Source organism: Acidovorax sp. GBBC 1281, from assembly GCF_028473645.1.
Taxonomy (GTDB): domain Bacteria; phylum Pseudomonadota; class Gammaproteobacteria; order Burkholderiales; family Burkholderiaceae_C; genus Paracidovorax.
In genome coordinates, this window is record NZ_CP097269.1 from 289662 (window position 1) to 314449 (window position 24788).

25 protein-coding genes are annotated in these 24788 nt (G+C 68.9%); 6 read left to right on the plus strand and 19 right to left on the minus strand.

Annotated features, from left to right (window positions below):
- Window positions 1-28: 28 nt before the first annotated feature.
- The 5 genes from M5C96_RS01285 to M5C96_RS01305 form a co-directional block, all read right to left on the minus strand.
- Window positions 29-2401, minus strand: a complete 2373-nt coding sequence (locus M5C96_RS01285; protein WP_272566682.1) for a fimbria/pilus outer membrane usher protein — start codon at window positions 2399-2401, stop codon at window positions 29-31.
- Window positions 2388-3227 (minus strand): fimbrial biogenesis chaperone, encoded by an 840-nt coding sequence (locus M5C96_RS01290; protein ID WP_272569873.1) that lies wholly within the window; start codon window positions 3225-3227, stop codon window positions 2388-2390. The genes M5C96_RS01285 and M5C96_RS01290 overlap by 14 nt, the downstream gene beginning before the upstream one ends.
- Window positions 3227-3850 (minus strand): Csu type fimbrial protein, encoded by a 624-nt coding sequence (locus tag M5C96_RS01295; RefSeq protein WP_272566683.1) that lies wholly within the window; start codon window positions 3848-3850, stop codon window positions 3227-3229. The genes M5C96_RS01290 and M5C96_RS01295 overlap by 1 nt, the downstream gene beginning before the upstream one ends.
- A gap of 45 nt (window positions 3851-3895) precedes the next feature.
- The gene (locus M5C96_RS01300; RefSeq protein WP_272566684.1) at window positions 3896-4537 is read right to left on the minus strand and encodes a Csu type fimbrial protein; all 642 of its coding nucleotides are present in this window, start codon (window positions 4535-4537) and stop codon (window positions 3896-3898) included.
- A 260-nt stretch (window positions 4538-4797) separates the two neighbouring features.
- On the minus strand, window positions 4798-5670 hold the full coding sequence (locus M5C96_RS01305) for a gamma-glutamyl-gamma-aminobutyrate hydrolase family protein (protein ID WP_272566685.1): 873 nt from the start codon (window positions 5668-5670) through the stop codon (window positions 4798-4800).
- Window positions 5671-5960: 290 nt separating this feature from the next.
- Here M5C96_RS01305 and M5C96_RS01310 point away from each other — a divergent pair, with 290 nt between their 5' ends.
- Complete coding sequence (locus tag M5C96_RS01310) at window positions 5961-6308, plus strand: HPF/RaiA family ribosome-associated protein (RefSeq protein WP_272566686.1); 348 nt, start codon at window positions 5961-5963, stop codon at window positions 6306-6308.
- An 88-nt stretch (window positions 6309-6396) separates the two neighbouring features.
- Here M5C96_RS01310 and M5C96_RS01315 read toward each other — a convergent pair whose 3' ends face one another.
- The 3 genes from M5C96_RS01315 to M5C96_RS01325 form a co-directional block, all read right to left on the minus strand.
- A complete protein-coding gene (locus tag M5C96_RS01315; RefSeq protein WP_272566688.1) occupies window positions 6397-7332 on the minus strand; it encodes a TIGR03915 family putative DNA repair protein in 936 nt (311 codons plus the stop codon).
- Window positions 7332-8651 (minus strand): putative DNA modification/repair radical SAM protein, encoded by a 1320-nt coding sequence (locus M5C96_RS01320; protein WP_272566689.1) that lies wholly within the window; start codon window positions 8649-8651, stop codon window positions 7332-7334. The genes M5C96_RS01315 and M5C96_RS01320 overlap by 1 nt, the downstream gene beginning before the upstream one ends.
- 138 nt (window positions 8652-8789) lie before the next feature.
- Window positions 8790-9464, minus strand: coding sequence for a TetR/AcrR family transcriptional regulator (locus tag M5C96_RS01325; RefSeq protein WP_272566690.1), 675 nt, complete (start codon window positions 9462-9464; stop codon window positions 8790-8792).
- Window positions 9465-9553: 89 nt separating this feature from the next.
- On the opposite strand from M5C96_RS01325, the gene M5C96_RS01330 reads away from it, so the two are divergent.
- The gene (locus M5C96_RS01330) at window positions 9554-9967 is read left to right on the plus strand and encodes a VOC family protein (protein WP_272566691.1); all 414 of its coding nucleotides are present in this window, start codon (window positions 9554-9556) and stop codon (window positions 9965-9967) included.
- Between the two features lie 21 nt (window positions 9968-9988).
- Entirely contained in the window at window positions 9989-10396 is a 408-nt protein-coding gene (locus M5C96_RS01335) for a YciI family protein (RefSeq protein ID WP_272566692.1), read from the plus strand.
- Window positions 10397-10429: 33 nt separating this feature from the next.
- Here M5C96_RS01335 and M5C96_RS01340 read toward each other — a convergent pair whose 3' ends face one another.
- From M5C96_RS01340 to tkt, 7 genes are all read right to left on the minus strand, one after another.
- Window positions 10430-10987: a DUF924 family protein gene (locus M5C96_RS01340; RefSeq protein ID WP_272566693.1), complete on the minus strand. Its 558-nt coding sequence runs from the start codon at window positions 10985-10987 to the stop codon at window positions 10430-10432.
- Between the two features lie 112 nt (window positions 10988-11099).
- Window positions 11100-12002, minus strand: a complete 903-nt coding sequence (locus M5C96_RS01345) for an OmpA family protein (RefSeq protein WP_272566694.1) — start codon at window positions 12000-12002, stop codon at window positions 11100-11102.
- Between the two features lie 96 nt (window positions 12003-12098).
- Window positions 12099-12569 (minus strand): DUF4398 domain-containing protein, encoded by a 471-nt coding sequence (locus tag M5C96_RS01350; protein ID WP_272566695.1) that lies wholly within the window; start codon window positions 12567-12569, stop codon window positions 12099-12101.
- Window positions 12570-12887: 318 nt separating this feature from the next.
- Window positions 12888-13889: a type I glyceraldehyde-3-phosphate dehydrogenase gene (gene gap, locus M5C96_RS01355; RefSeq protein ID WP_272550521.1), complete on the minus strand. Its 1002-nt coding sequence runs from the start codon at window positions 13887-13889 to the stop codon at window positions 12888-12890.
- A gap of 347 nt (window positions 13890-14236) precedes the next feature.
- Window positions 14237-14743 carry a type VI secretion system amidase effector protein Tae4 gene (locus M5C96_RS01360; RefSeq protein WP_272566697.1) on the minus strand — a complete coding sequence of 169 codons (507 nt, stop codon included), beginning with the start codon at window positions 14741-14743 and terminating at the stop codon, window positions 14237-14239.
- A gap of 13 nt (window positions 14744-14756) precedes the next feature.
- On the minus strand, window positions 14757-15218 hold the full coding sequence (locus M5C96_RS01365) for a hypothetical protein (protein WP_272566698.1): 462 nt from the start codon (window positions 15216-15218) through the stop codon (window positions 14757-14759).
- A 76-nt stretch (window positions 15219-15294) separates the two neighbouring features.
- Entirely contained in the window at window positions 15295-17346 is a 2052-nt protein-coding gene (tkt, locus tag M5C96_RS01370; RefSeq protein WP_272566699.1) for a transketolase, read from the minus strand.
- A 104-nt stretch (window positions 17347-17450) separates the two neighbouring features.
- On the opposite strand from tkt, the gene speD reads away from it, so the two are divergent.
- Together speD and M5C96_RS01380 are read left to right on the plus strand one after the other, a co-directional pair.
- Complete coding sequence (speD, locus tag M5C96_RS01375) at window positions 17451-17843, plus strand: adenosylmethionine decarboxylase (RefSeq protein ID WP_272566700.1); 393 nt, start codon at window positions 17451-17453, stop codon at window positions 17841-17843.
- Window positions 17840-18625 (plus strand): nucleotidyltransferase family protein, encoded by a 786-nt coding sequence (locus M5C96_RS01380; RefSeq protein WP_272566701.1) that lies wholly within the window; start codon window positions 17840-17842, stop codon window positions 18623-18625. Before speD ends, M5C96_RS01380 begins: the two co-directional genes overlap by 4 nt.
- A gap of 33 nt (window positions 18626-18658) precedes the next feature.
- Here the strand turns inward: M5C96_RS01380 and M5C96_RS01385 are convergent, their stop codons facing one another.
- Window positions 18659-19408 carry a hypothetical protein gene (locus M5C96_RS01385; protein ID WP_272566702.1) on the minus strand — a complete coding sequence of 250 codons (750 nt, stop codon included), beginning with the start codon at window positions 19406-19408 and terminating at the stop codon, window positions 18659-18661.
- A gap of 142 nt (window positions 19409-19550) precedes the next feature.
- Between M5C96_RS01385 and M5C96_RS01390 the strand changes: the two genes are divergently transcribed.
- The gene (locus M5C96_RS01390; RefSeq protein WP_272566704.1) at window positions 19551-20942 is read left to right on the plus strand and encodes an aminopeptidase P N-terminal domain-containing protein; all 1392 of its coding nucleotides are present in this window, start codon (window positions 19551-19553) and stop codon (window positions 20940-20942) included.
- 10 nt (window positions 20943-20952) lie between these two features.
- Here M5C96_RS01390 and M5C96_RS01395 read toward each other — a convergent pair whose 3' ends face one another.
- From M5C96_RS01395 to M5C96_RS01405, 3 genes are read right to left on the minus strand one after another with little or no spacing between them, the layout of a single operon-like run.
- Window positions 20953-21768: a DUF4198 domain-containing protein gene (locus tag M5C96_RS01395; RefSeq protein WP_272566705.1), complete on the minus strand. Its 816-nt coding sequence runs from the start codon at window positions 21766-21768 to the stop codon at window positions 20953-20955.
- A gap of 20 nt (window positions 21769-21788) precedes the next feature.
- Complete coding sequence (locus tag M5C96_RS01400; protein WP_272566706.1) at window positions 21789-22313, minus strand: EF-hand domain-containing protein; 525 nt, start codon at window positions 22311-22313, stop codon at window positions 21789-21791.
- A gap of 57 nt (window positions 22314-22370) precedes the next feature.
- Window positions 22371-24752 carry a TonB-dependent hemoglobin/transferrin/lactoferrin family receptor gene (locus tag M5C96_RS01405; RefSeq protein ID WP_272566708.1) on the minus strand — a complete coding sequence of 794 codons (2382 nt, stop codon included), beginning with the start codon at window positions 24750-24752 and terminating at the stop codon, window positions 22371-22373.
- Window positions 24753-24788 lie beyond the last annotated feature (36 nt).

The following is a 24788-nucleotide window of genomic DNA, read 5'->3' on the forward strand; positions in this document are numbered from 1 at the left end:
AGGCAACAGGGCCGACGGCCGGACGGGGTCACGATTGCATCTCCGGGCCGGCGTCGGCCGGCGCGTCGCCCGTGCGGCACACCACGCGCAGGTCGCGCGTGCCGGCGTAGGCCTGTTCGCTGAATGCGCCGCGGCACACCTCTCCGTCCGGCAGGCGGGCCACCAGCGTGTTGCGGGCCTGCAGCGCGGTGAGGTACACCACGCCGTCCCAGCCCACCACCGTGGGCACGTTGCCCTGCTCGTGGACCACGGCGGTGCCGGCCGGCAGCGGCGCGCCCCGGCCGTCCACCAGCGTGATGGTGGCGGTGCGCACGCGCATCACCGGCAGCCGCACCAGGGTGCCGGTGCCGCGCGCCACCGCCACGCGCTTTTCCAGGCTGGGGGTGTGCACGTCCGCCGGCAGCGCCAGCGGGTCGATCTCGTAGCGGCCTTCGTAGTAGGCCGGCACCTCCGGCACGAGCAGGTAGCCGCGGGCGTTGGTGCGGCCGACCCGCTGGTGGTTGAAGAGCACCGGCACGTCCGCCATGCCGTCCGTGGACACCAGCGCGAAGCCGTCGCTGATGCGGTTGGAGGCGAAGGCGTAGCCGTCCATCAGCCCGATCGATCCGGCCGCGCCCGCGAAGCGCGTGCCGTGGCCGGCCATGCCGTAGGCGCCGCCCTGCACCGTCATGCTGTCGCCGCGGTAGAGCGCCGAGGCCTGGCTGTAGCGGTTCGCCTGGCCGCCCACGGTGTGGCCCAGGTTCCAGCCGAAGCCGCCGTCTGACGGCACGGTGCGCTGCACGCTGGCCTGGGCCTGCGTGGTGCCGTCGCCGTAGCGGGCCACGGCGGTCTGCGCGCTCGACTGCGGCCCGAGCACGTAGGTGAGCTGCAGGCGCATCTGCGTCTGGCCCGTCTCCAGGGTGCGGCCGGCGGTGAACGACAGGTAGCTGCGGTCCCCGAGCGGCGTGCTGTAGCCGGCGTAGGCCAGCCGGCTGCGCTGGCCCTCGCGGCTTTGCAGGTCCACCCAGCCCACGCTGAACGAGCCGCGCGCCACGTTCAGGCTGGCATCGAGCTGCCGCGTGCGGCGCGGCAGTTGAAAGCCGTCATCGGCGTAGGTGCTGGCATCGCCGTAGCCGGGCGTGCGCTGCAGCTGCTGCATGGAAATGCCGCCGCCCGTGCTCTGGAACTGGTAGCCCAGGCCGACTTGCCAGCCGCCGCGATCGCGCTGCGCCTGCCCCCGCGTGACGGAGGCATTGGCGACCCCCAGCAGGCCCAGCCGCAGCAGCCCGCCCGCGCCGGCCACGCCGAGCCCGCGGCCCGCCTGCGCCTGGGTTTCCAGGGTGAACGCCTCGGTGATGCCCTGGCGGTACACGCCGGAGGCCAGCGGCCGGCCGTAGGACAGGCTGCGAAAACCGTAGGCGCGCCGCAGCGCCCCCAGCGACAGCGAGTAGTCGGTCCAGCCCGGGCGCAGCAGCTGCGTGTTGACGTAGAACGGCACCGAGGTCAGCACCTGCCGCCCCTGCGCGTCGGTGGTCACCACCGAGGCCGTGCCCGAGCCGTTCACCGTGGGCAGCTCGCCCAGCGTGAACGGGCCCGGCGCGACGGCCCGGTTGGCCGCGCGAAAGCCGTTGATGAACACGTCCACCGCCGAGGGCACGGCCGCCTGGCCCGAGAAGGCGGGCAGCGGATAGGTCACCAGGTCGGGCCGGATGCTGAAGTTGCGTGACCACTGCACGCCGCCCATCCGCACGGGCGTGCTCCACTGCAGCGAGCCGGTGATGACGTCGCCGTACACGGTCTGCGTGGCCTCCTGCGTCTCGGGCCGGGTCCACTGCGTGTCGTAGCGCACGAAGCCGGTCGACATGCCGGTGGCGCCGCGGCGCAGGATGCCGGTGCTGGACACCACGCCGGGCTCGCCGAAGTACCGGGCCTCGGACCAGACCGACGAGGTGGTGCGGCCCTGCGTGGTCATGGTGTAGGCGTCGTAGTTGAACAGCAGGCCGCTGCCTCCGCCCAGCGGCAGCTGCGTGCGGCTGTGGTCGGCCAGGTCCTGCATCGGCAGCCACTCGGGCGGCACCTGCAGCAGCAGGCGCTGGCCCAGGCTGTCGTACTGCGCCGAGACGCCGGGCAGGGTGTCCACGGCCACGGGAGCGCCGTCCGGCTCGGGGGTCTGCAGGGACAGCTCGCGCAGCGTTTCCGCATCGATCTCGTAGTGGGGGCCGCTGTGCTGCACCTTGACGACCTCGCCGGTGGTCCTTCCGTTGACCACGATCTCCAGGAACAGGGTGACCGGGGCGCCGGCATGCGCGTCCGGCACCGGATAGTCGCTGGCGCTGAGCAGGCGCGGCAGGCATGCCGCCAGCACCCCCCACCGGGCGATGCGGGTGCGCAGCGGAGAGGGGCGCGGTTCATTGCGATGCACGGGGCAGCTGGGCTTCGCGCCCGTTGACCGTCACCATCAGGTCGTGGTCGGGTGAGGGCGGCGGCGCCAGGTCCAGCGGCATCTGGCCATGGGGCAGCACGTAGTTCAGCACGTCCTTGGGCGGCGCCACGGGGCTGCCGCCGCGCGTCCAGGCGACGGAGGTGATGCGCGCGTGCGATGCGCCGTGGTTGTGCACCACGACCTGGCTGGCACGGCCTGCGCCCGTGAGGGCCCACGACAGCTCGGGCGTGACGACCGCGGTGCCATCGACCAGCGACCGCGCATCGGACAGGCGCTGCGGCAGCGTGTCCTGCCCGTAGACGAAGAGCGGGATCGCATAGCGGATCTGCAGGCGCACGGCCACTGCCGCGTCGCTGGGCAGCGCCTGCGGCGTGCGCGATGCGCCGGCCGAGGGAGGTGTTGGTGCGGGCGGGTCCGGGGGCGGCGGGGGCGTGGCGGCGGGCAGTTCGTCCACCAGCACGCGATAGGCCTGCTCGGTGCGCGCCGGCACTGGCTGCGTGGACAGCAGGCGCACCATCTGGCGCTGGCCTGGCGGAATCTGGCTGATGGGCGGGCTGGCCACCACCTCGCGCTGCGCCTCGAAGCGGTCTTGCCCGTCGGTCTGGCGCCACTGGAACACCCGCACCTGCATCGATACGGGCTCGGCGCCGCGGTTTTCCAGCCACAGCGCCACCGCGCGCTGCGGGCCCGTGATGACCGGGTCCACAGGCCAGATCATGATCGGAGTGGCCGCGTGCGCCGGCGCGCTCCCCGGGCCGATGCCGCAGAGGCAGGCCAGGGCCAGCGCGAGGAAGCGGTGCCGCATCACCACGACAGGGTCACCTGCACGGTGTCGGTGTAGGTGCCGGCGCTGAGCCCGGAGCCCGGGAACGTCGCGGTGGCCTGGATGGGCAGCGCCGTGGGCGTGGCGCCCAGCGCCATGTCCGCCGCCACATTGGGCAGCAGGACCGGCGAGCCGGCCGCCACCAGCGTGAGCGCGTAGGGAATGAACTGCGAGCCGTTGGAGAGCCGGCGCTGCGCGCCGCTGGCGTGTAGGCCGCTGCCGACCGTCACCCGCAGCGTGGTGCCCGGCGTGCACAGCACCTGGGCCTGCGTGCCGGAGCCGCCCGTGGCCATGACGCTGTGGGTGCCGGTGCGCACGGGCGAATGCACGCCGAAGTCGAGCAGGCCGAACGAGAGCCCGGTGGTCTGCGCGCTGCCCGAGATCTGGCAGCCGCGCGCTACGGTCGCGCTCACCGGAATCGTGGCCGTGGTGGCGATGGGCGTGGCGGCTTCGGCGGGCACGGCGACCCACGCCGGCAACGCCGCGAGCACCGCCACCGAGGCGGCTTTGCGCACGCCCGCCGGGGTGGCGTGCGGACTGCGGAACCGACGCGCAGGGCTTTCCAGGGCGTGCATGGGCCCATGCCGTCCGATGGCTTGCATCATGGATTTCCTCCGGGCGGGCCGGGCGCGTGGCCGGCCGCCGAGCTGTCAGAACGTCAGCGTGACCCCGAGCGTGTCGGTGTAGGCTCCGAAGGGCAGCGACTGGCTGCCGGTCTTGTTGACCTGCCCGTAGATGGGCAAATTGAACGCCGCGCCTGCCGTGGGAATGGCGACATTCGCCACGGGCGTGTTGAGCGGGTAGGGCGTGGTGTGGCTCGCGTCCTGGTAGACCTCGTAGGGGATGTAGGCCGACGCGGAGTTCATCGCCCGCGTGCCCACGCCCACGCCGGCGCCCTGGCCGGCATGCAGGCCGCCGCCCACCGTCACGCTGATGACGGTGATCTCGGGCGAGCACAGGATCTGCGTGGTGCCCGCACCGCCGGCGCCGCCCGTGGGGGCCGCGCTCACGGTGCCGGAGAACGTCGCGGGCTGGGTGCCGAAGTCCAGCGTACCGAAGCTCACGCCGGACTGCCCGCCCGAACTGCCCGAGATGACGCAGCCCGTGCTGATGCGCATGGTCGCCTGCAGGTTGCCAGTGAGGGTGTCCGCCGCCGCGGTGCCGGGCCCGGCCACGAGGGCCAGGCAGGACAAGGCCACCGCGGCAGGCATCGCGCGCAACGGCAGTCTGGGGGACGGGTCGGTGTGGGTTCCGCGCGGCGTGGCGCCTGCGGCTGACGGTCTCGTTTGCATCGCTTTCCCCTATTCGTTGCAGGAAGAAAATTTCGATGGGACAGTGGTCTACGTCGTCTTGCAGCTCTCCAAGCTGCACTGTCTCCGGACACAGTTATTGCACATTTACACGGTAGGCCTCCGTGTTGATAACAAATGGAAACAATTTGCCGGAAAGCCCCGCATTGATTATTGCAACGCGAAACAGAGGCCCCTGCGCTGCGCTGTCTGGCGGGGTTGCTATCGTTTTTGATAGCTACGGTTGAGGTAGCGCGCGCCTCTCAGCGGCGCAGCAAAAGTGCCTGCCGGAGCAGTCGAGCGGCACGATCCCGGATCTGGAAGGGGCTGTGGCCCGGCAACGGACGCACTTTGGAGCGCGAACAGGCCGCCAAAAAGTCCTCCAGGATGGGCGCGTCGTCCATGGTCTGCGACGAGCCGGGCTTGAAGAATTCCGGGTGCCACTGGGTGGCGGCGATGTAGCCGCGCCCGCGCTGCGGGCGCCGCCGGATCGCCTCCGGCACGCCGTCGGGATGGCTCCAGGCCTCGATCTCGAAGCCCGGCGCGAGGTTCTTGATGCCCTGGTGGTGGATGCTGTTGACCACCACGCGCTGCTGGCTCGGATACATCTGCGACAGCCGGGTGCCGGGCACCAATTCCACCTCGTGGAAATGTTGGTCGTAAGTCACCGCGTTGCGGTGCTGCTGGGCGCCGGGGTGCTGGGTTTCGATGTCCTGGTAGAGCGTGCCGCCGAAGGCCACGTTGATCAGCTGCAGACCCCGGCACACGCCGAAGATGGGCTTGCCGGCCTGCTCGAAGGCTTCGACCACCGCCAGGTCGTACAGGTCGCGGATGCGGTCGCCCAGCCAGGCGTCCTTGAGCGGGACCTCGCCATAGGTGCCGGGCCATACGTCGGACCCGCCGTGCATCACCACGCCATCGAGCCAGTCCGCGTAGTGCGCCAGGGTGACGTCGCCGCGCGCGGTCTCGCCGGTGGGGCAGGGCACCATCACCACCATCGCGCCGGCGGACATGATCCAGTGGGCGATCGACTGCTCCACATACTGCAGCGTCTTGTTGGTGAACAGCGAGCGAGCGGGGTCCGCGTGGGAGAAGCAGGCGGACAGGCCGATCTTGAGGCGCTTGGAAGTGGACATGCTCAGCGGTCCGCGAAGGAGAATCGGCGGCGAACGGATGCGCCGCAGGTCAGGGCAAAAGGCATCCGACCGTTGTAACACCCGCCCCCGGGACCGGCTGTAGGAACCGGCCGCTCCCGCCGTGGGCGCCTGCCCGACAGCCCCGCGGCGCCGCGCGTTGCGGTGGCCCGGCGCTGCAATGTGCGACGATGCCCACGGGTGGTGGCCGGAACGCGGCATCCACGCGCCGGTCCCGCCCTTTCGTCTTGCCCGGCCCCTGCCGGGCGCCATTGGAAAAAAGGAGCAACGCTATGCAAGTACAGGTGCACACCGACGACTACATCCAGGGCGGCGAATCGCTGGCCCAGTGGATCCATGACGAGACCAACAGCCGGCTTGCACGCTTTCGCGACCACCTGACCCGCGTGGAGGTCTTCCTGTCCGATGTGGATGCCGGCAAGTCCGGCGCGGCCGACAAGCGCTGCGTGGTGGAAGCCCGCGCGGCGGGCCGTCCGCCCGTCGCCGCCAGCGCGGACGCCGACAAGCTGGCCGATGCCTTCACCAGCGCGGTCGAAAAGGCGGCCCGCGCCCTCGACACCGACCTGGGCCGCCTCAAGGACCGCCACGGCCGCGAGACCATCCGCACCGCGACCGAGTGAGTCCGGCAGGGCCCTGCAGCTCCAGGCCTGTGCGGGCCCCGGCCCTCCGGACACCGAACCGCCACGGCCCCGCTTTCGCGGGGCTTTTTTATTCCGCAGGCCTGGCGGCGGCGCGGCCGGGGCCTGCCGCGATGCGCCGGCGCGGCACGGTGCCGGGCGCCTCCACCATGCGCGTGCTGCGGGCCTGCGCCGTCTGCGCGAGTTCGCCGATCAGCGTGGCCTCGGGCAGGTTCTTCCAGTAGCGCGTGGGCATCTCCTTGCGCATCATGTCCAGCTTCAGGCGCGCGGGGTTGAAGATGTTCCGGTAGTAGGTGAGCCACAGCGCCTCGCCCGCGTCCGGTGGCGGCGCGTCGCTGCGCTGCGCCGCCGGGCCCTGGTGCAGCCGCTGGCCGTCCCAGTGCACGCTGGCGTCCGGCGTGAGGATGGCCCAGCGCATCTGGGTGAAGCGGCGTGCGAAGAACGGCGCGTTGGCCTCGGTGATCCAGTGGTCCGGCTCGAACCAGGCGATGTGCAGCGTGCCGCCGTCGGGCTCGGGCACGGGCCGGAACCGCACGAAGGCGCGCATCTTGTGCATGTCGCGCTTCACGGCGCGGTCCAGGTGCTGCAGCCGCAGGCGGTCGGGGTCCAGCGGGTCATGGCGCAGGCCCGGCTCGTGCGCGAGCCGCCACAGCAGCCGGTACATCAGCGCGAAGCGGCCGGGGTCGCGGTGCAGCACCACGCGCTCGCACCGCTGCAGGAATTCGCGTGGCACCCGCGGTGGGGAGGCGGGCGGCGGTGCATCGGGCGAAAAGGATGCGCCCGGCGCGCGCGCGGCATCGTCCGCTGCCGCCGGGCCGGCCTCCCCGGACCCCTCGGCGAACAGGTCGCCCGCCGCGTCCGCGGCCGTGAACCACTGCACCTGCTGTGGCGGGCGGCCGCCTTGCAGCAGCGTGCGCGCCGCCGCGCGAAAGCCCGCCCAGTCGGTGGCGTGGCCCAGGGTCACGGTGGTGACCGCATCGGTGGCTGTGGTGGTGGCGTCGTCCATCAGCCGAACAGCGAGGCCTGCACGGGCGGCGCGGGGGCGGCGGGTGCGCCCGCCAGCGGGACCGGCCGTGCCGGCGTGGCGAAGAACGCCTGCAGGTGCCCCGAATCGAGCAGGCGCCCCGGCCGGTGGTCCACCGTCTCGACGAACGGCAGCACCTTCTTGAGCGGCACGCGCAGCCCCGACAGGTCGGCATGCCGCACGCGCCGCACCCGGCGCGAGGCCAGCAGCCGGTCCACCGAGCCCACGCCCAGACCGGGCACGCGCAGCAGCATCTCGCGCGGGGCGGTGTTGAGGTTGACCGGGAAGCGCTCCGGGTGCGCGATGGCCCAGGCGAGCTTGGGGTCCATGTCCAGCGACAGCATGCCGCCCTGGCGCGCGGGAACGATCTCCTCGTGCGCGAAGCCGTAAAAGCGCATCAGCCAGTCGGCCTGGTACAGCCGGTGCTCGCGCACCATGGGCGGGGCGGCCAGCGGCAGCGCACGCGAGGCGTCCGGAATGGGGCTGAAGGCCGAGTAGTACACGCGCCGCAAGCGAAAGCCGCCGTACAGCTGCGCGCTCGTGGCCAGGATAGTGCGGTCGTCCGCCGCATCCGCGCCCACGATCATCTGCGTGCTTTGGCCCCCCGGGGCGAAATGCGGCGCGGCGGCCCGCCGCGTGCTCCCGGGCAGCGAGACGACCTGCGCGGCGCCCTGCTGCTCGCGCCGGGACTGCCGGGCATCGGCGATGTGCCCGGCCATGCGCGCCATCGAGCGGCGGATGGCGGCGCCGTCCTTCTCGGGTGCCAGCGCCGCCAGGCCCTGCGGTGTGGGCAGTTCCACGTTGATACTCAGGCGGTCGGCGTAGCAGCCGGCGCGCTGCATCAGCTCGGGCGAGGCATCGGGAATGGTCTTGAGGTGGATGTAGCCGCGAAAATCGTGCTCCTCGCGCAGAACGCGGGCCACCTCCACCACCAGCTCCATGGTGTAGTCGGGGCTCTGGATGATGCCGCTGGACAAGAACAGCCCCTCGATGCAGTTGCGCCGGTAGAAGTCGAGCGTGAGGTTCACCACCTCCTGCACCGTGAACCGCGCGCGCTGCACGTTGCTGCTCACGCGGTTCACGCAGTACAGGCAGTCGTACAGGCAGAAGTTGGTGAGCAGGATCTTGAGCAGCGAGATGCAGCGCCCGTCCGGCGCGTAGCTGTGGCAGATGCCCGAGCCCTCGGTGGAGCCGATGCCGCGCCCGCCCACGGAGTTGCGTGGCGCCGCGCCGCTGGAGGCGCACGAGGCGTCGTACTTGGCGGCGTCGGCGAGGATGGCGAGTTTGGCGTCGAGAATCACTGTATGAATTTACAGTGATGTGCGGCGGGCCGCAATGAAAATCTGCTGTGCTACTAAAAATATAGCACTATGCCCTAGCAACATATGCGCTGGAGGCCGATCGGGCCATGAACCTTGCAGGCTGGAAAGGCCTGCCGATCACAGGCCTTTTTCCACCATGTCCAGGAGCCGCCGGGCCACCCGGTCCATCTGCGGCCCCACCGCGCGGCCCAGGGGGCCGTCGATCACCAGCAGGGCCAGGCCGTGCACCGCCGACCAGGCCAGGAACTCCGCCCCGGGCCGCCGCTCGGCAGGCAGCACGCCGGCCGCCACCATGCGGTCCAGCGCGGCGCCCAGCAGCTGGAACGGGTCGAGCCCGGTCGCGCCGCCTTTGTCGGCATGGTGCGGCGTTTCGGGGCCGATGTCGCCCGAAGCGGCGAAGGCGGCATGGAACAGACCCGTCTCCTCGCGTGCGAAGCGCAGGTAGCCGGTGCCCACCGCGCGCAGGCTGCGCCGGGCCTGATCGGGCGGCGCCAGGCCGGCGGGGATGGCGGCCAGCTCGGCTTCCATGGCCCGCGCCACGCGGGCCAGCGCGACGGCGCGCACGGCCTCCAGCAGGTTTTGGCGATTGGCGAAGTGGCGGTAGGCCGCGTTGGGCGCCACGCCCGCCCGGCGCGTGGCCTCGCGCAGCACCACGGCCTGCGGGCCGCCCTCGCGCGCCAGCGCCACGCCCGCGTCCAGCAGGGCGCGGCGCAAATCCCCGTGGCGGTAGGTCTGGCGCAGGGGCGTGGCTTTGGGGGGCGGGTTCGGGGCCTGCGAGGCGGGTTCGGTCATGCGGGTTTGTCGATGTGGACGCTGTCCATTGTGTCTGCTAAGGTTTGTGAACGGCGTACACAAGCCCCGCCCTTTTTTTGGAGATGTCCATGGCCACCCAGATGTTCGTGAACCTGCCCATCCAGGACCTACCCCGGTCCGTCGCGTTCTTCACCGCGCTGGGTTTTCGCTTCGACCCGCGCTTCACCAGCGACAAGGCCACCTGCATGATCGTGAGCGAGCACAGCTTCGTCATGCTGCTCACCCAGCCGTTCTTCCAGACCTTCACCGACAAGCCCGTGAGCGACGCGCACCGCACCACCGAGGTGTTGATCTGCCTGTCGCGCGACAGCCGGGCGGCCGTGGACGAGATCGTGCGCCAGGCGATCGCCGCCGGCGGCAAGGCGCCGCGCGCGGCGCAGGACCACGGCTTCATGTACCAGCACGGCTTCGAGGATCCGGACGGGCACCTGTGGGAGGTCATGTTCATGGAGCCCGGCGCCATTCCCCCCACCGAGTCCTGACCCTGCCCCGGAGGCCTTGCCATGCGATTCATGCTCTTGATGATTCCCCACGGCTATGAATCCGCCGCGCCCGGCACCGTGCCCGAGGCCGACGCCGTCGCGGCCATGATGGCCTACAACGAAAGCCTGCAGGCCGCCGGCGTTCTGCGGTCGCTGGAAGGCCTGCACCCACCGTCGGCGGGCGTGCGCATCACCTTCGAAGGCGGTGCCCCCAAGGTGCAGCCCGGGCCGTTTCCCGGCGTGGCCGAGGTGCTGGGCGGGTTCTGGATCATCGAGGTAGGCTCCCGGGAGGAGGCGATCGCCTGGGCCTCGCGCTGCCCGGCGTCGGGCAACGAAACCATCGAGGTCCGGCAGATCCAGGAGATGTCGGACTTCCCGCCCGATGTGCAGGAGGCCGCCAAGGGCTTCGCCGAAATGCAGGGGCGCTGAAGGGCGCAGAGGCGTGCCCCGCAACAGCGCCCCTCAGAACGCGCTGCCGGGCTCCTGCAGGAAGGCCGTCTCCTGCGGCGTCGAAGGGCGGCCCAGCACGGCGTTGCGGTGCGGAAAGCGGCCGAAGCGCGCCACGATGTCCCGGTGCCGCACCGCGAAGTCGAGGTTGTTGGCGTTGCCGAGCTGCGTGAACAGCGCGACCGATCGCGCCTGCACCGCAGCGGACTCGCTGTGCATGTAAGGCATGTAGAGAAACGCGCGCCACGCGGGCGGCAAGGCGGCGTCGGCCTGGGCCGCCACTGCCTCCTGCGCGAGCACCAGGGCCATGCCGTCGTGCGCGAACGCCTGGGTGCTGTCGCGGTGCAGGTTGCGGGAGAACTGGTCCAGCACGATCACCTCCGCCAGCCGGCCCTGCGGCGTGGCGCGCCAGTCCCACAGCTCGGCTTGCGCCGCCTCGTGGTGCAGGCGGGCGAAGCGTTCGCGGATGGCGGCGTCGAACGCCGCGTCCTTGGCGAACCATTGCTGGGGCGTGGTTTCCTCGAACCAGAAGGTCAGCACATGGCGTGCGGCATCGGGCAAGTCGGGGTGCATGGCGGATCGGATCCAGAAGGGTGGGGGACGAAAGAAAGCCGCCGTGCCCGGCAGATGCAGGGAAACGGCGGCGGTCGATGCAGGCGGTGTTCCGCCCGCGGGTCGCTGGACTTTAACGGCCCTTGAGGTTGCCCTGTGCGTCGGCAATCACGATCTCGACGCGGCGGTTCATGGCACGGCCTTCGGGCGAGCCGTTCTCGGCCACGGGGTACGACTTGCCGTAACCGCGTGCCGTGATGCGGCTGGTGTCCACGCCGCGCTGCACCAGCGCGTCACGCACGGCCTGGGCGCGGCGCTCCGACAGTTCCTGGTTGTAGCTGTCCGAGCCCACGCTGTCGGTGTAGCCCTCGATGAGCAGCTTGCGCTCGGGGAACTGCTTGAGGAAGTTGGCCAGCTTGTCCAGGCGCGGACCGGCCTGGGCCGACAGGTCGGCCTTGTTGAAGGCGAACAGCACATCGCCCAGCGTGACCAGCAGGCCGCGCTCGGTCTGCTGGCCTTCGATCTCGCGCAGCTGCGCTTCGAGATGGCGCACGCGGTCCTGCGCGGCCCGGGCTTGCGCCTGCTGCTGCGCGGCGAGCTGCTCGGCCGTCATGGCGCGGGCCTGGGCGACCTGCGCATTGCGGGCCGAGGCTTCGGCCTCGCGGGTGCGCGCTTCCAGGCGCAGGCGGTCGGTCTCGCTGCCGGCCTGCTTGATCTCGGCGTCCAGGCGGCGGGCCTGGGCCGTGTTGGTGGCGATGGCAGCGCGCTGGGTGGCCAGGTAAGCCAGGTGGTTGGCTTCGGACTCGTCCTTCTCGTCGCGCAGCACATGGTCGGCGCGGGCCAGCGTGTCGGTGGCGGCCTTCAGTTCGAGCTGGGCGTATTGGTTCACGGCCGGATCAGTGGCGGCACGGTTCACGGCGGAGCGGGCCTGCTCCACGGCCGGCAGGGGGCCGGGCGACGCGCAGGCGGCCAGCAGGCCGGCGGCGAGCAGGGCAGCGGCCAGGGTAGAGGTGCGGCGGAGGTTGGATGACTGCATGGTGGTGTCCTTCAAATCGGGGGATGGGCGGCCGCGCCGCGGTGGCGCGTGGGTGTCGGCGGCCGGTCAGGAAGGCGGGCCCGAAGGCCCGGCGCCTCAGCGGGCCGGAGGCACGGCACCGGGCATGGGTGCAGGCATGGGGGCGGCCATGGGCACTGGCGCGGGAGGGGGCGGTGGCATGGCACCGGGGACGGGCGGCGCGCGGCGGGTGATTTCGTCCTGCAGCGACTGGATGCTGGTCTTGACCTGCTGCAGCGTGGCGGCGTTGTCCGTGGCTTCGGCCTTCGTCTCGGCCACGCGGGCGTCGGCTTCCGCTTCGGCGGCCAGGCGGCGCGCGCGCGTGTAGTCCTTGCTGTCCAGGGCCTGCTGGGCCTGGGTCCACTTGTCACGGGCGCTCTGCAGTTCCACGGGGGCGTTGGCGGCCACCTTGGGCGCGGTGGTCGCGCGGTCCACGGCAGTGCGGCTCACGGCCATCTGCTCGGTGGGTTTGGGGGTGGAGGAGCAGGCGGCAAGCGCGCCCAGCGCCAGCACGGCAGTGGCAGTTCGGATCAAGGTGAAGGTCGGCATGGTGTTTTTCTCCGGACAGGGATGGAATGGCGCTTCGGGGCGGGTCCCGGTGATGGGTGCCCCTGGCGACAGGGTTCCGATTGTTCGGGCTGGGCCTGCCGCCCGGCGTAGGCCCATCGCAGCAGGCCGCGTGGGCAATGTCCGACGAAACGTGAGCAATGCATCCGAAAGCAACGGTTGCGAGCGTTCCTGCCGATGCCATTCAGGTTCATGCCGCTGGGCGGAGGCGAAGCGGCCAATGGCGGCACAAACCATTCGCCCAAAGAAAAACGCGCCCGAAGGCGCGTTCCGATGGTCCGGCGAGCGGGCGCTGCTGTCTCAGCGGGAAGACACCACGCGCACCATGTCCAGGCACTTGTTGGAGTAGCCCCATTCGTTGTCGTACCAGGACACGATCTTCACGAAGGTGTCGTCGAGGGCGATGCCGGCATCGGCATCGAACACGCTGGTGCAGCTTTCGCCGCGGAAGTCCGTGGCCACCACCTTGTCTTCGGTGTACCCCAGGATGCCCTTGAGCGCGCCTTCCGACTGCGACTTCATTTCAGCGCAGATCTCGGCGTACGTGGCGGGCTTTTCCAGCTCGACGGTCAGGTCCACCACCGACACGTCGGAGGTGGGCACGCGGAACGACATGCCGGTCAGCTTCTTGTTGAGCGCAGGGATCACCACGCCCACGGCCTTGGCGGCGCCGGTGGAGCTGGGGATGATGTTTTCCAGGATGCCGCGGCCACCGCGCCAGTCCTTGTTGGACGGGCCGTCCACGGTCTTTTGCGTCGCGGTGGCGGCGTGCACGGTGGTCATCAGGCCGCGCTTGATGCCCCACTTGTCGTTCAGCACCTTGGCCACGGGGGCCAGGCAGTTGGTGGTGCACGAGGCGTTGGAGATGATGGGCTGGCCGGCGTAGGAATTGCAGTTCACGCCATGCACGAACATCGGCGTGTCGTCCTTGGACGGTGCCGACAGGATGACCTTCTTCGCGCCCGCGTCAATGTGCTTTTGCGCCGTTTCCTTGGTCAGGAACAGGCCCGTGGCCTCGATCACGACGTCCGCGCCGACTTCGTTCCACTTGAGCTGCGCCGGGTCGCGTTCCTGCGTGAGGCGGATCTTCTTGCCGTTGACGACCAGGGTGTTCCCCTCCACCGCGATGGTGCCCTTGAAGCGGCCATGCACCGAGTCGTACTGGAGCATGTACGCCAGGTAATCCGGCTCCAGCAGGTCGTTGATGCCGACGACTTCGATGTCGGAGAAGTTCTGCACGGCGGCGCGGAACACCATGCGGCCGATGCGGCCGAAGCCATTGATGCCAATCTTGATTGTCATGGAATTACCCTTTATGAATGATGTATATGAAATTTGTTGCTTTGGTCTCTTTGCGAGCTTAAAAGCGAATGGTTGTATTTTGCGCTCATCAAGAAATAGGTAGATTTTCGGTAAATGAATAGAAAACGACGGTTTTTAAAGTCGATTTTTATAAATTCGGTGTCCTGCCCACCCTCCTAGAATGGAGAGCAGGCAACATATTCCCAACGACAAAATGATGAGATCGCCTATGTCGTTATCATTTTTAATGTAGCGGGGGCCATACCAAGCGGCAAACGCATGAAACATGCCCCAATATGCCAAAAAGCCCGCAGCTATAGTCCCTGAAAGAATAAATAAAAAATGCCTCATGGGATATTCCAGAACATTGCCTCTTCTGCCTTCAAATAGTCAGACCAATAGCCATCTAGCGAAATGCCGAATTGGACACGAACCCAGGAACTAAGGGCCGTCATCCTAGAGCCATTCCATAGGTCGATATGATCTCCCTGCCGGCCAGGTCCCCAATAGTTTTTGAAAAAGAGGATGCCCGTTTTGCCATTGAGAATCTTGAAAACATCCTGCCCTGTCTGCTTGTCGGCAATCTGCTTGCCTGTGAACCTGATGGCTCTGCTAGGTAACTTGGATGCAGCCGTATCGAGCCATGAAACTAACTCTTCTGCTCGCAATGGGTATTTGACGGCATCTTTTTGCCAAGACCTTGTGCCTCTGAATGTACTGAGATCGTATCCAGAACGCATCAGCGCAGCGGCTACATTCACAGCACACTGATTTTCATACGTCGCCACGTTAAGCAGTGGCTTTTCTCTCGTTACGCCAGGATGGTTGCTCCATATCGTCTGGAAATTCGCCATTTTCTCTCCCGATTTAATTATTTCCGATGAAGCTAATAACTATGTCACTGCATTTCGAATTGTCCGCAATAAAAATTTGAATTGAAGAGAGATTCTGGCTGTCGCAAAATAAAATCAATAGATTCCCTGATTTGGATTCGGGTATCGAGGTTTCAATCTTGCATGAATGGCTTGCAAATGCTTGGCGATAAATTTTGAAAATATCAGTGGTTGGCGCCGAACTGCCGTAATTCAAAGAGCTGAATGGCACTCCCATTCCGTCGCGTCCCTTCCATCGATATTTTGGAGGTCTGCATTCTCCAATGATCTCCACATCGCGGAGATGTCCGGGAGCCGCCAATTGGTATGCCATTGAATGGCGGCCGGCCTCTGAAACATCAAAAGTAGACCAGGCAAAAATCAAGAACAGCAGAAAGGCAGCAATCAAGCCAAGGACGCCGAAAAGGAATATCTTGGCTCGCTTGCTGTACGTCATTCATTCAATCAATTAAACATGAGCGAAAAATGCGCTGTTCTTGAAAAACGATGGGTCAATCCGTACTGGTCGATGACTATCGTTTGAGCACCGCCTGCACCGTATCGGCCACGTTCTCTTCCGTGAAGCCGAAGTGCTTGAACAGCACCGGCGCCGGGGCCGATTCGCCGAAGGTGTCGATGCCGACCACGGCGGCGCAGCCGTATTTCCACCAGCCGTCCGTCACGCCCATCTCCACCGCGATGCGGGGGATGCCGGCGGGCAGCACGGATTGCTTGTACTTGGTGTCTTCGCGGTCGAAGGTCGTCGTGCTGGGCATGGACACCACGCGCACGGCGATCTTGCGCGTGGCCAGCAGTTGCTGCGCCTTGAGCGCCAGTTGCACTTCCGAACCCGTGGCGATGATGACGGCCTGGGCCTTCTTCTTGATGCCCACGTCGGCCGGCTCGGACAGCACGTACGCGCCGCGGCTGATGTCGCCCAGGTCGCGCTTAGGGGCATAGGCGATGTTCTGGCGCGACAGCAGCAGGGCCGTGGGCTGGGTGCGGTTGGACAGGGCCACGCTCCAGGCGACGGCGGTTTCGGTCGTATCGCCCGGGCGCCACACGTCCAGGTTCGGGATGAGGCGCAGGCTGGCGGCGTGCTCGATCGACTGGTGGGTCGGGCCGTCTTCGCCCAGGCCGATGGAGTCGTGGGTGAACACGTGCACCACACGAAGCTTCATCAGCGCGGCCATGCGGATGGCGTTGCGGCTGTAGTCGCTGAACGTGAGGAAGGTGCCGCCGTAGGGGATGAAGCCGCCGTGCAGGGCGATGCCGTTCATGATCGCGGCCATGCCGAATTCGCGCACGCCGTAGTTGATGTGGCGCCCGCCGACGCGCACCGTCTCGGCGCCCACGTTCACTTCCACCTGCTGCACGTCGCCGTGTTCGTCGAAGCGCAGGGCCGGCGTGCTCTTGGTGTTGGTGAGGTTGGAGCCGGTCAGGTCGGCGCTGCCGCCCAGCAGCTCGGGCAGTTGCGCGGTGAAGGCTTCCAGGGCCAGCTGGCTGGCCTTGCGGCTGGCCACGGTTTCGCCCTTGGTGTGCATGCCGACCACGGTGTCCACAGCGGTCTGCGCGAAGTGCTTGGGCAGGTCGCCGGCCATGCGGCGGGTGAATTCGGCGGCCAGCTCGGGGAAGGCGGCGGCATAGGCGTCGAAGCGCTGCTGCCATTCGGCTTCGGCCTGGGCGCCGGTGTCCTTGGCGCTCCAGTCGACATAGACCTCGGCCGGGATCTCGAAGGGCACGTGGCTCCAGCCGATGGCGTTGCGCGTGAGCGTGATCTCGTCGGCGCCCAGGGGTTCGCCGTGGGCCTTGGAGGTGTTCGCGCGGTTGGGCGATCCCTTGCCGATGGCGGTCTTGCAGACGATGAGCGTGGGCTTGTCGGTGGAGGTCTTGGCGCTTTGCACCGCGGCCGCCACGGCCTCGACGTCGTGGCCGTCCACGGGGCCGATCACGTTCCAGCCGCAGGCGCGCAGGCGGGCCGGGGTGTCGTCCACGAACCAGGGAGCGACCTGGCCGTCGATGCTGATGCCGTTGTCGTCGTACAGCGCGATCAGCTTGTTGAGCTTCCAGGCGCCTGCCAGCGACAGCGCTTCCTGGCTGATGCCTTCCATCAGGCAGCCATCGCCCAGGAAGACGTAGGTGTGGTGGTCCACCACGGCATGGCCGTCGCGGTTGAATTCCTTGGCGAGGAGCTTCTCGGCCAGCGCGAAGCCCACGGCGTTGGTGATGCCCTGGCCCAGGGGGCCGGTGGTCGTCTCGACGCCGGGCGTGATGCCGTATTCGGGGTGGCCGGCCGTCTTGCTGTGCAGCTGGCGGAAGTTCTTCAGCTCCTCCAGGGCCAAGTCGTAGCCCGTGAGGTGCAGCAGCGCGTACAGCAGCATGGAGCCGTGGCCGTTGGACAGCACGAAGCGGTCGCGGTCCAGCCAGTGCGGGTTGGCGGGGTTGTGCCGCAGATGGCGGCCCCACAGCGCGACGGCCATGTCGGCCATGCCCATCGGGGCGCCGGGGTGGCCGGAATTGGCCTGTTGAACTGCATCCATTGCGAGTGCGCGGATCGCATTCGCCATTTGTTGAGAATTGGCCATCAGGGGCGGCTCCGGAAGGGGGCTGTGGGGGGAAAACCCGGCATTTTACCGGGGCGGCTCCCGGGGCTCCGTCCCCGGGCCCCGATGCACTACAGTGCAGCCCCATGCAAGGCCTGCACCTCACCGCCGATCTCCAGCAATGCCGCTGCGCGCCGCACTGGCTGACCGATGCTGCCGCGCTGGGCCGTGCCTGCGCCGGCGCCGTGCAGGCGGCCGGGCTGCAGGCCGTGGGGCAGCTGTTCCACACCTTCCCGGCCACCGCGCAGGGGCCGGGCGGCGTGACGGCCACGCTGCTGCTGGCCGAGTCGCACCTGTGTGTGCACACCTGGCCCGAACTGGGCGCGGTCACGCTGGATGTGTACGTGTGCAATTTCGGCGGCGACCATTCGACCAAGGCCGAGTCGCTGATGGCCGCGCTGCTGGCCTTGTTCGAGCCGGCACGGGCGCAGCGGCATGCGCTGCAGCGCGGCGCGGTGGCCCAGGGCGTTGCGGCATGACCGCGGCCGTGCAGACCCCATTGCCGGTCCAGGGAGGCGCGCAGATTCCCGCCATGGTGCTGGCCGCCGGCCGCGGCGAGCGCATGCGCCCGCTGACCGATGCGTGCCCGAAGCCGCTGCTGGCGGTGCAGGGCGTGCCGCTGCTGGAGTGGCACCTGCGTGCGCTGGCCCAGGCGGGCGTGCCACGCGCCGTCATCAACACGGCGTGGCTGGGCGAGCAGATCAGCGAGCGGTTTGGGGGTCATTTCGGCCTCCAGGGCAATGAATCCGACGGCAGCCTGCTATCGATTTCATACTCGCACGAAGGCCGCGACTTCGGTGGTGCGCTGGAGACCGCCGGCGGCATCGCGCGGGCGCTGCCGCAGTTGGGGCCCGTCTTCTGGCTGGCGGCGGGCGATGTGTTTGCGCCCGATTTCGTGTTCGCGGCCGATGCCGCGCAGCGCTTTGCCGCCAGCACCGCGCTGGCCCACCTGTGGCTGGTGCCCAACCCGGAGCACCACCCGCGCGGGGACTTTGGCCGGTCGGACGCCGGCTTGGCGCTGAACCTGCCGGCCGACAGCACCGCGCCGCGCTACACCTACAGCACCCTCGCACTGCTGCGGGCGGAGTTGTTCGGCGCGCCCTGGTGCGATGTGCCCGCCGGCAATCCGACGGGGATCAGCGCTGCGCTGGCACCGCTGCTGCGCCGGGCCATGGATGCGGGCCGCGTCACCGCATCGCTCTACACCGGCCGCTGGACCGATGTGGGCACGCCGCAGCGGCTGGCGCAGCTCAACCGCTAAGGGGTCGGGGCGGCCCTTTTCGGCGCCTTGCGATCACTGGGCCGGTGCGGTGCTGCCGTTTGCGGGCTGCACGGCAATGGGCGGCGCCGCCTCGCAGTTGCGGAACAGCCATTGGCTGGGCAGAAAGCGCGCGGCGGGGCCGTCCGGTGGCGGCTTGCCCACCTCCGCCGGCACGTCGTAGGGAATGTGCGGCACCTGGAACACGGCCATCTGGCCCTTCTTGCAGGCCAGCGCGGGCACCAGTTTGTTGGCCACCCAGCCCTGGCTGGCCGCGTCGTAGCGGTAGAGCGGGCCGATGCGCTGGTCCTGCGCCAGCTCCACGCGCAGCGGGTTGATCTGCAGCGCGCTGGCCCACACCCCGGCCACCAGCACCGGCTGCGAAAACCGCACCGCTTCCAGCCCATGCAGCGCCACGGGGCGCAACGGCTCGCCCTTGTCGAACGGGTCCTGGCGGTTGACCAGGCTGCCGGCCGGGATCAGCAACTCGCCGTACTGGAAATCCTGCGCCAGCGCGAAGCGCTCGCGGCTGGCACGGTGCACGGCGCCGTCCTTCCATTCCTGCCGCTCGCTGTGCGACAGGTAAAGGCGCAGCCCCAACCATGCGTTGCACAGCAGCGCCACGCCGCACAGCACCAGCAGGGCCCGGCGCGACAGCACCAGCTTTTGCGGCACATCGATCCACAGGGCATAGGCGCCGTAGCCCAGCAGGGCCACCGTCAACCCCAGGCCCAGCAGCGGCAGGAAGGTCGTCAAAATGAACTGCAGCGGGGCGAAACCGGACATGCGCGATCCAGGAGAGGGGAGCCCGCCATTCTCGAACGCTTTGCGGGCACCGCCGGGGCGGCGCGTGCCTGCAGTGATTCGAAATGTAATTTGCCCAGTGGAATTGCAAATGCTCCCCAGCCGATGCCCTGAGAATGCCTGCATGAGCCCACAGAACTCCCTCTATGCCCAGCGCCGCGCCCGCCTTGCTTCGATGCTCGGCGAAGGCGGCATCGCCATCGTGCCCACCGCCCCGGAGCGCCCGCGCAACCGCGACAGCGACTTCCTGTACCGGCACGACAGCTACTTTTACTACCTCACCGGCTTCACCGAGCCGGGCGCCTGCCTGGTGATCACGGCGCAGGGCCAGAGCACGCTGTTTTGCCAGCCCAAGGACCTGGAGCGCGAGATCTGGGACGGCTACCGCCTGGGCCCCGAGGCCGCCGTGGGCACGCTGGGCGTGGACGCCGCGCACTCGGCCGCCGTGCTGGAGTCGCAATTGCCCCGCCTGCTCGAAAACCGCACCCGGGTCTGGTACCCGTTCGCCATCCACACCGGCCTGGCCGCGCGCGTGGAGGGCTGGCTGAACCAGGTGCGCGCACGGGTGCGCTACGGCGCGTTGTGCCCGGCGCAGCAGGACGACCTGTGCACGTTGCTCGACGAAATGCGGCTGGTGAAGGACGCGCACGAGCAGGACACCATGCGCCGCGCCTCGGCCATCAGCGCCCAGGCCCACATCCGCGCCATGCAGCGCAGCGCGCGCATGCTGCGTGCGGGCGAGGACGTCCGGGAGTACCACCTGGACGCCGAACTGCTGCATGCCTTCCGCGAAGCCGGCTCGCAGTGCCTGGCCTACAACTCCATCGTCGCCGCCGGCGCCAATGCCTGCGTGCTGCACTACCGCGCCGACGCCGCCCCGGTGCGCGATGGCGAACTGGTGCTGATCGATGCGGGCTGCGAACTCGACGGCTACGCCAGCGACATCACGCGCACCTTTCCCGCCAACGGCCGCTTCTCCGGGCCGCAGCGCGCGCTGTACGACCTGGTGCTGGCCAGCCAGGACGCGGCCATCGCGGCGACCCGGGCCGGCGCCCGCTTCAATGACCCGCACGACGCCACGGTGGCCGTGCTGGCGCAGGGCATGCTGGACCTGGGCCTGCTCGACAGGAACACCGTGGGCACGGCGCAGGACGTGATCGACAGCCGCGCCTACTTCCAGTTCTACATGCACCGCACCGGCCACTGGCTGGGCATGGACGTGCACGACTGCGGCAGCTACGTGGAGCCGTCCGAGGTCGGGCAGGTCAGCGAGCGCAAGGACCCGCTCTCGGGCGAGACCATCGCCAACCGCCCCAGCCGCATCCTGCGGCCCGGCATGGTGCTGACGATCGAGCCGGGCCTGTACGTGCGCCCGGCCCCGGGCGTGCCCGAGGCCTTCCATCATCTGGGCATCCGCATCGAGGACGACGCCATCGTCACCGACGGCGGCTGCGAGCTGATCACGCGCGGCGTGCCGGTGAAGGCGGACGAGATCGAGGCGTTGATGCGGGGCTGACGCCCCCGCGCTACGGGGCCAGTACCCGGAAGGTCAGCGTGTAGTTGTGGCCGTACATCGGGGCCGCCGCGCCTTGCGGCGCGGGCGCACGGTGGCGCACCAGGGCCAGGTACACGCCGGGCTGTGGCGGCACGTAGTGGATGCGGCCTTGCGCATCGGTCTTCAGGCTCTCGGCGCTGTGCTGGCTGGCGAGGTCCATCGCCGAGCGGTAGAGGTCCACTTTCTGCCCGGCCAGCGGCTGGCCGTCGAACTGCACGGCGAAGTCGAAGGCTTCCTTGGCGAACAGATCGCTCGGGTGCGTGGCGGGCACAATCTCCAGCCCCTTGCCCGAGCCCGCCAGCGCGGCCCGCGTGGGGGGCCCCGCGGTCACATAGGCCTCGGAGATGGATAGCGACTGGTAGTGGCTCAGCAGCCTGGCGCCGGACGGCATCGGCGTGGCGGGGTCGCGTGCCACCTCGACCTTGCCGCCTTGCTCCCAGCTGCGAAAGATCGCGCCCAGGCGCGGGCCGGTGCTGAGCCGGTACGTGCCCTGGGCGCCGGGCAGCTTCTGCTCGGCCACGGTGCGCGTCTTGAACTGGCGCACGTCGCCGAACGGCAGCGTGCCGCCATCGGGCGTGGTGATGGCAAAGCGCGTGTCGCCGAACGCCACGTCAGGCAGGAAGAACTTCTCGGTGAAGCATGCGTCCACGCTGACGGTGGAGCCGGGCTCGATGTCGAAGCTCGCAGGCAGCAGGTAGGGCGTGTGGGCGCGGGCCAGGCCGCAAAGGCCCAGAGCCAGCGCCAGGCCGGTGCGCCGCAGCCGCGGCAAGAAAAGGGCGGTGTGCATGGCAGGCATGGATGGCGGCCTCAAGGCTTCTTGGCGTCGGCGGCATTGACCACGCCGTCGCCGTTGGTGTCCGCGCCTTTGAAGGTCCGGTCGGCGATGGCGAGTTCTTCGTCCTCGGTCAGGCGGCCATCCTTGTTCTTGTCCAGGATGCCAAATCGCACATGGGCCTGCTGGATCGACGCGGCGTGGGCCGCGTCGGGCGGGCGCTTCTGGGCGGCGTACTGCTGCTGCAGGCGCCCCTCGAACTCGGCCACGTATTCGGCTTCGCTGAGCCAGCCGTCCCGGTTGGTGTCGGCAGCCGCGAAGCGCTGCTTGCGCACCGCGTCGTATTCGGCGCGGGTGACCTGGCCGTCCTGGTTGGCGTCGTAGCCACCGATGAAGGCGGCATTGCCGTGGCCGCCCGCCGGCCGCGCCGGGCCGTCGCCGGCAGGGGCCGATGGGGCCGCGCAGGCCGCGAGCAGTGCCGCCACGCTGGCGGCGGTGGCGATGCCGGCCCGGCGGATGGCGCGAGGACGGTGGGAAAAGAAGGACAGTGGGTGTGGCATGGGAAGACTCCTGTGGAATGGGGAAAAAGAAGGCCGGCTGAGGCCGGCGCGGGCGGATCAGAACGCGACGGACATCGACACCGCCACCGTGCGGCCGGCATGGGTGAGCAGTTCGATGTCGCGCTGGTCGCGCGCCACCGAAGGCTGCAGGCTGCGGGCGCTGGCGTAGTCCCAATAGTGCTTGTCGGTCAGGTTGTAGATGCCGGCCTGCAGGCGCACGCTCTTGTTCACCTGCCAGTAGCCGCTCAGGTCGAACACGGAATAGCCGGGCACGCGGAACAGCTGGGTGGTGGCGTCGGTGAGCGCCGCACCCGCGTTGGTGTAGCTGTCGCGGTTGGTGGCCTCTGCCTGCTTGGCGGCCACGAAGGTGCCGGTGAAGTTCACGCCCCATTGCTTCATGGGCGCGTCGTAGCCCACGCCGACGATGGCCTTGCGTGGCAGCACGGAGTCGAGCGCCACATCCTTGTCGCCGGCGTAGTGCGACCGCGACGTGCCCTTGCTCAGGCCCACCGCCCAGGTGGTGTACAGGCCGCGGGCCGCCGGGCTCAACTGGCCGTGTTCCAGGCGGGCGCTCAGCTCGAAGCCGTAGATGGTGGCTTCGTCGCGGTTCTCGGCCTGGTAGATGGTGCCGATGTGCGCAGGCACGTTCGTGAACAGGCTGGGCGCGCTGGCGCGCGTGTAGCGGGTGTAGGCGATGAAATCGCGGTAGCGCGTGTAGAAGACCGAGCTGTTGAGCGTGACGCCGTCGGCCGGCGATCCCTTGACGCCCACCTCGAACGCGTTGCTCGACTCTTCCTTCAGATCGCGGTTGCCGATCAGCGCGTACTGGTTGCCCGTGGCGTAGTTGCTGGCCATGTTCCACGAGCCGAAGATCTCGCCCGGCGACGGCGCGCGACCGCTGCGCTTGTACTGCGCATACGTGATGAAGCGCGGCGCGAGGTCATAGGTCAGGCCGAGGCTGGGGCTCCACAGGGTGGTGGAGGGCGCATTGCCGTACAGGCGCCTCACGTCCTGCTCGGTGAGCACCCCGGAGACGAAGTTGCCGAAGTTGCGGGTCTGGATGTCGATGCGGTCCACGCGCAGGGCGGGAATCACGGCAAGCCGCTTGCCGCCCGCATCGAAGGCGATGTCGTCCTGGAGGAAGGCGCCCAGGCGCCGGGTGGTGGTGTCGGGCTGGGGCTTCATGTAGCCCGCCACGTTCCAGGGCCGGTCCACGTCCTGGGTGGAGGCGTTGGCGCCGAAGCTCAGCTGGTGCCGGCCGATGCGTTTGTCCGCAGTGGTGGACGCGCCCCAGGTGCGGGTCTGGTTCTCGGAAAGATTGCGCACCAGGGCGCCGGTGGCCAGCGTGGTGGTGTCGGTCACGTCCGTGGTGCCCGTGTCCTGGAAGTACAGGCGGGTGTCCGCGTGGTCCACCCAGGCATTGCGCGGCGTCCACTGGTGGGTCAGCTGCAGCGTGTTGCGCTCCGTGTCGCTGGCCTGGCGGGACTGCTCGGTGATGGCCGTGTTGGTGGTGTTCCACCCGTGGAAGAAGGTGTCATTCTTGCGGCGGTACAGGTCGGCCGAGAGTTCCAGCCGGTTGCTGCCGTCCACGCGCAGGCCGCCCTTGAGCAGCAGGGCGTCCGAGTGCCAGTCGTCGGGGTAGCTGTTCACCACGTCGCTGTGGTTGCGCGCCGCGTGGCCGTCCCGGCGCGAATAGGAGATCAGGCCATCGAGGTCGCCGCTGCGGGCGGCGCCGGTGAAGCTCTCGTTCCATGCGCGGTCGGCCGAGTCGTAGCCGATCTTGGCGCCCAGGTACGAGGTCCGTTCGCCCCGCAGGTAGTCGCTCGCCGATTTGGTCTTGAAGCTCACGGCGCCCCCGATGCCGCCGGCGGAGCGCCTGGCGGAGGTGGTGCCCGACAGGATGTTGACCGAGGAGAACATCTCGGGATCGATGAAGTCGCGCCCGATGCCGAAGGTGTTCGCGCCCACGCGGCTCACGTAGGGGCGGGTGGTGGCGTCGGGCATTTCCACGCCGTCCACGTCCATGCCCACGCGGTTGCCTTCGATCCCGCGGATGTTGTAGCCCGTCGTGCCGGAGCGGTCGAAGCTGCTGCGGTTGCGGGTGGTGCCTGCGGCGGTGCCGGGGGCCGAGACCAGCGGCTGGTTGCGCACCACGTCCTTCATGCTGCCCGCTTGCTCCAGTGCCTCGCCGCTGACGACGGTGGAGGTGCCCGGACTGCGTTCGGCCTCGTCCACCACGTCCACCTGGGGCAGCAATGCCGTCCGCACGGCGCCCGGGGCGCCGGCACCGACGCCCTGTCCCCACGCTGGCACGGCAGGGGCGGCGAGGACCGCCAGGAGCGCAGCACCCGCCAGCGGGCGAAGGACATGCGGAATGGGGGCGAAGCGCAGGGCGCCGTGCGCAAGAGAAACAGGCCGGGTGTGTGGGCAGTGAACCATGGAGTGCGTCGAAAAGGGTTGTCTGCTGGATACCCT

Excerpts from the sequence above, each read along its gene's own strand:
- M5C96_RS01330 (WP_272566691.1), top strand. The coding sequence starts at position 9,554 with ATGGCCACCCAGATGTTCGTGAACCTGCCCATCCAGGACCTACCCCGG.
- M5C96_RS01335 (WP_272566692.1), top strand. The coding sequence starts at position 9,989 with ATGCGATTCATGCTCTTGATGATTCCCCACGGCTATGAATCCGCCGCG.
- M5C96_RS01295 (WP_272566683.1), bottom strand. The coding sequence starts at position 3,850 with ATGATGCAAGCCATCGGACGGCATGGGCCCATGCACGCCCTGGAAAGC.
- M5C96_RS01325 (WP_272566690.1), bottom strand. The coding sequence starts at position 9,464 with ATGACCGAACCCGCCTCGCAGGCCCCGAACCCGCCCCCCAAAGCCACG.
- M5C96_RS01360 (WP_272566697.1), bottom strand. The coding sequence starts at position 14,743 with ATGGCGAATTTCCAGACGATATGGAGCAACCATCCTGGCGTAACGAGA.
- M5C96_RS01400 (WP_272566706.1), bottom strand. The coding sequence starts at position 22,313 with ATGCCACACCCACTGTCCTTCTTTTCCCACCGTCCTCGCGCCATCCGC.
- M5C96_RS01380 (WP_272566701.1), top strand. The coding sequence starts at position 17,840 with ATGACCGCGGCCGTGCAGACCCCATTGCCGGTCCAGGGAGGCGCGCAG.
- M5C96_RS01350 (WP_272566695.1), bottom strand. The coding sequence starts at position 12,569 with ATGCCGACCTTCACCTTGATCCGAACTGCCACTGCCGTGCTGGCGCTG.
- M5C96_RS01315 (WP_272566688.1), bottom strand. The coding sequence starts at position 7,332 with ATGGACGACGCCACCACCACAGCCACCGATGCGGTCACCACCGTGACC.
- M5C96_RS01395 (WP_272566705.1), bottom strand. The coding sequence starts at position 21,768 with ATGCACACCGCCCTTTTCTTGCCGCGGCTGCGGCGCACCGGCCTGGCG.
- tkt (WP_272566699.1), bottom strand. The coding sequence starts at position 17,346 with ATGGCCAATTCTCAACAAATGGCGAATGCGATCCGCGCACTCGCAATG.
- M5C96_RS01390 (WP_272566704.1), top strand. The coding sequence starts at position 19,551 with ATGAGCCCACAGAACTCCCTCTATGCCCAGCGCCGCGCCCGCCTTGCT.
- M5C96_RS01340 (WP_272566693.1), bottom strand. The coding sequence starts at position 10,987 with ATGCACCCCGACTTGCCCGATGCCGCACGCCATGTGCTGACCTTCTGG.
- gap (WP_272550521.1), bottom strand. The coding sequence starts at position 13,889 with ATGACAATCAAGATTGGCATCAATGGCTTCGGCCGCATCGGCCGCATG.
- M5C96_RS01290 (WP_272569873.1), bottom strand. The coding sequence starts at position 3,227 with ATGCGGCACCGCTTCCTCGCGCTGGCCCTGGCCTGCCTCTGCGGCATC.
- M5C96_RS01300 (WP_272566684.1), bottom strand. The coding sequence starts at position 4,537 with ATGCAAACGAGACCGTCAGCCGCAGGCGCCACGCCGCGCGGAACCCAC.
- M5C96_RS01345 (WP_272566694.1), bottom strand. The coding sequence starts at position 12,002 with ATGCAGTCATCCAACCTCCGCCGCACCTCTACCCTGGCCGCTGCCCTG.
- M5C96_RS01305 (WP_272566685.1), bottom strand. The coding sequence starts at position 5,670 with ATGTCCACTTCCAAGCGCCTCAAGATCGGCCTGTCCGCCTGCTTCTCC.
- M5C96_RS01310 (WP_272566686.1), top strand. The coding sequence starts at position 5,961 with ATGCAAGTACAGGTGCACACCGACGACTACATCCAGGGCGGCGAATCG.
- M5C96_RS01365 (WP_272566698.1), bottom strand. The coding sequence starts at position 15,218 with ATGACGTACAGCAAGCGAGCCAAGATATTCCTTTTCGGCGTCCTTGGC.
- M5C96_RS01385 (WP_272566702.1), bottom strand. The coding sequence starts at position 19,408 with ATGTCCGGTTTCGCCCCGCTGCAGTTCATTTTGACGACCTTCCTGCCG.
- M5C96_RS01405 (WP_272566708.1), bottom strand. The coding sequence starts at position 24,752 with ATGGTTCACTGCCCACACACCCGGCCTGTTTCTCTTGCGCACGGCGCC.
- speD (WP_272566700.1), top strand. The coding sequence starts at position 17,451 with ATGCAAGGCCTGCACCTCACCGCCGATCTCCAGCAATGCCGCTGCGCG.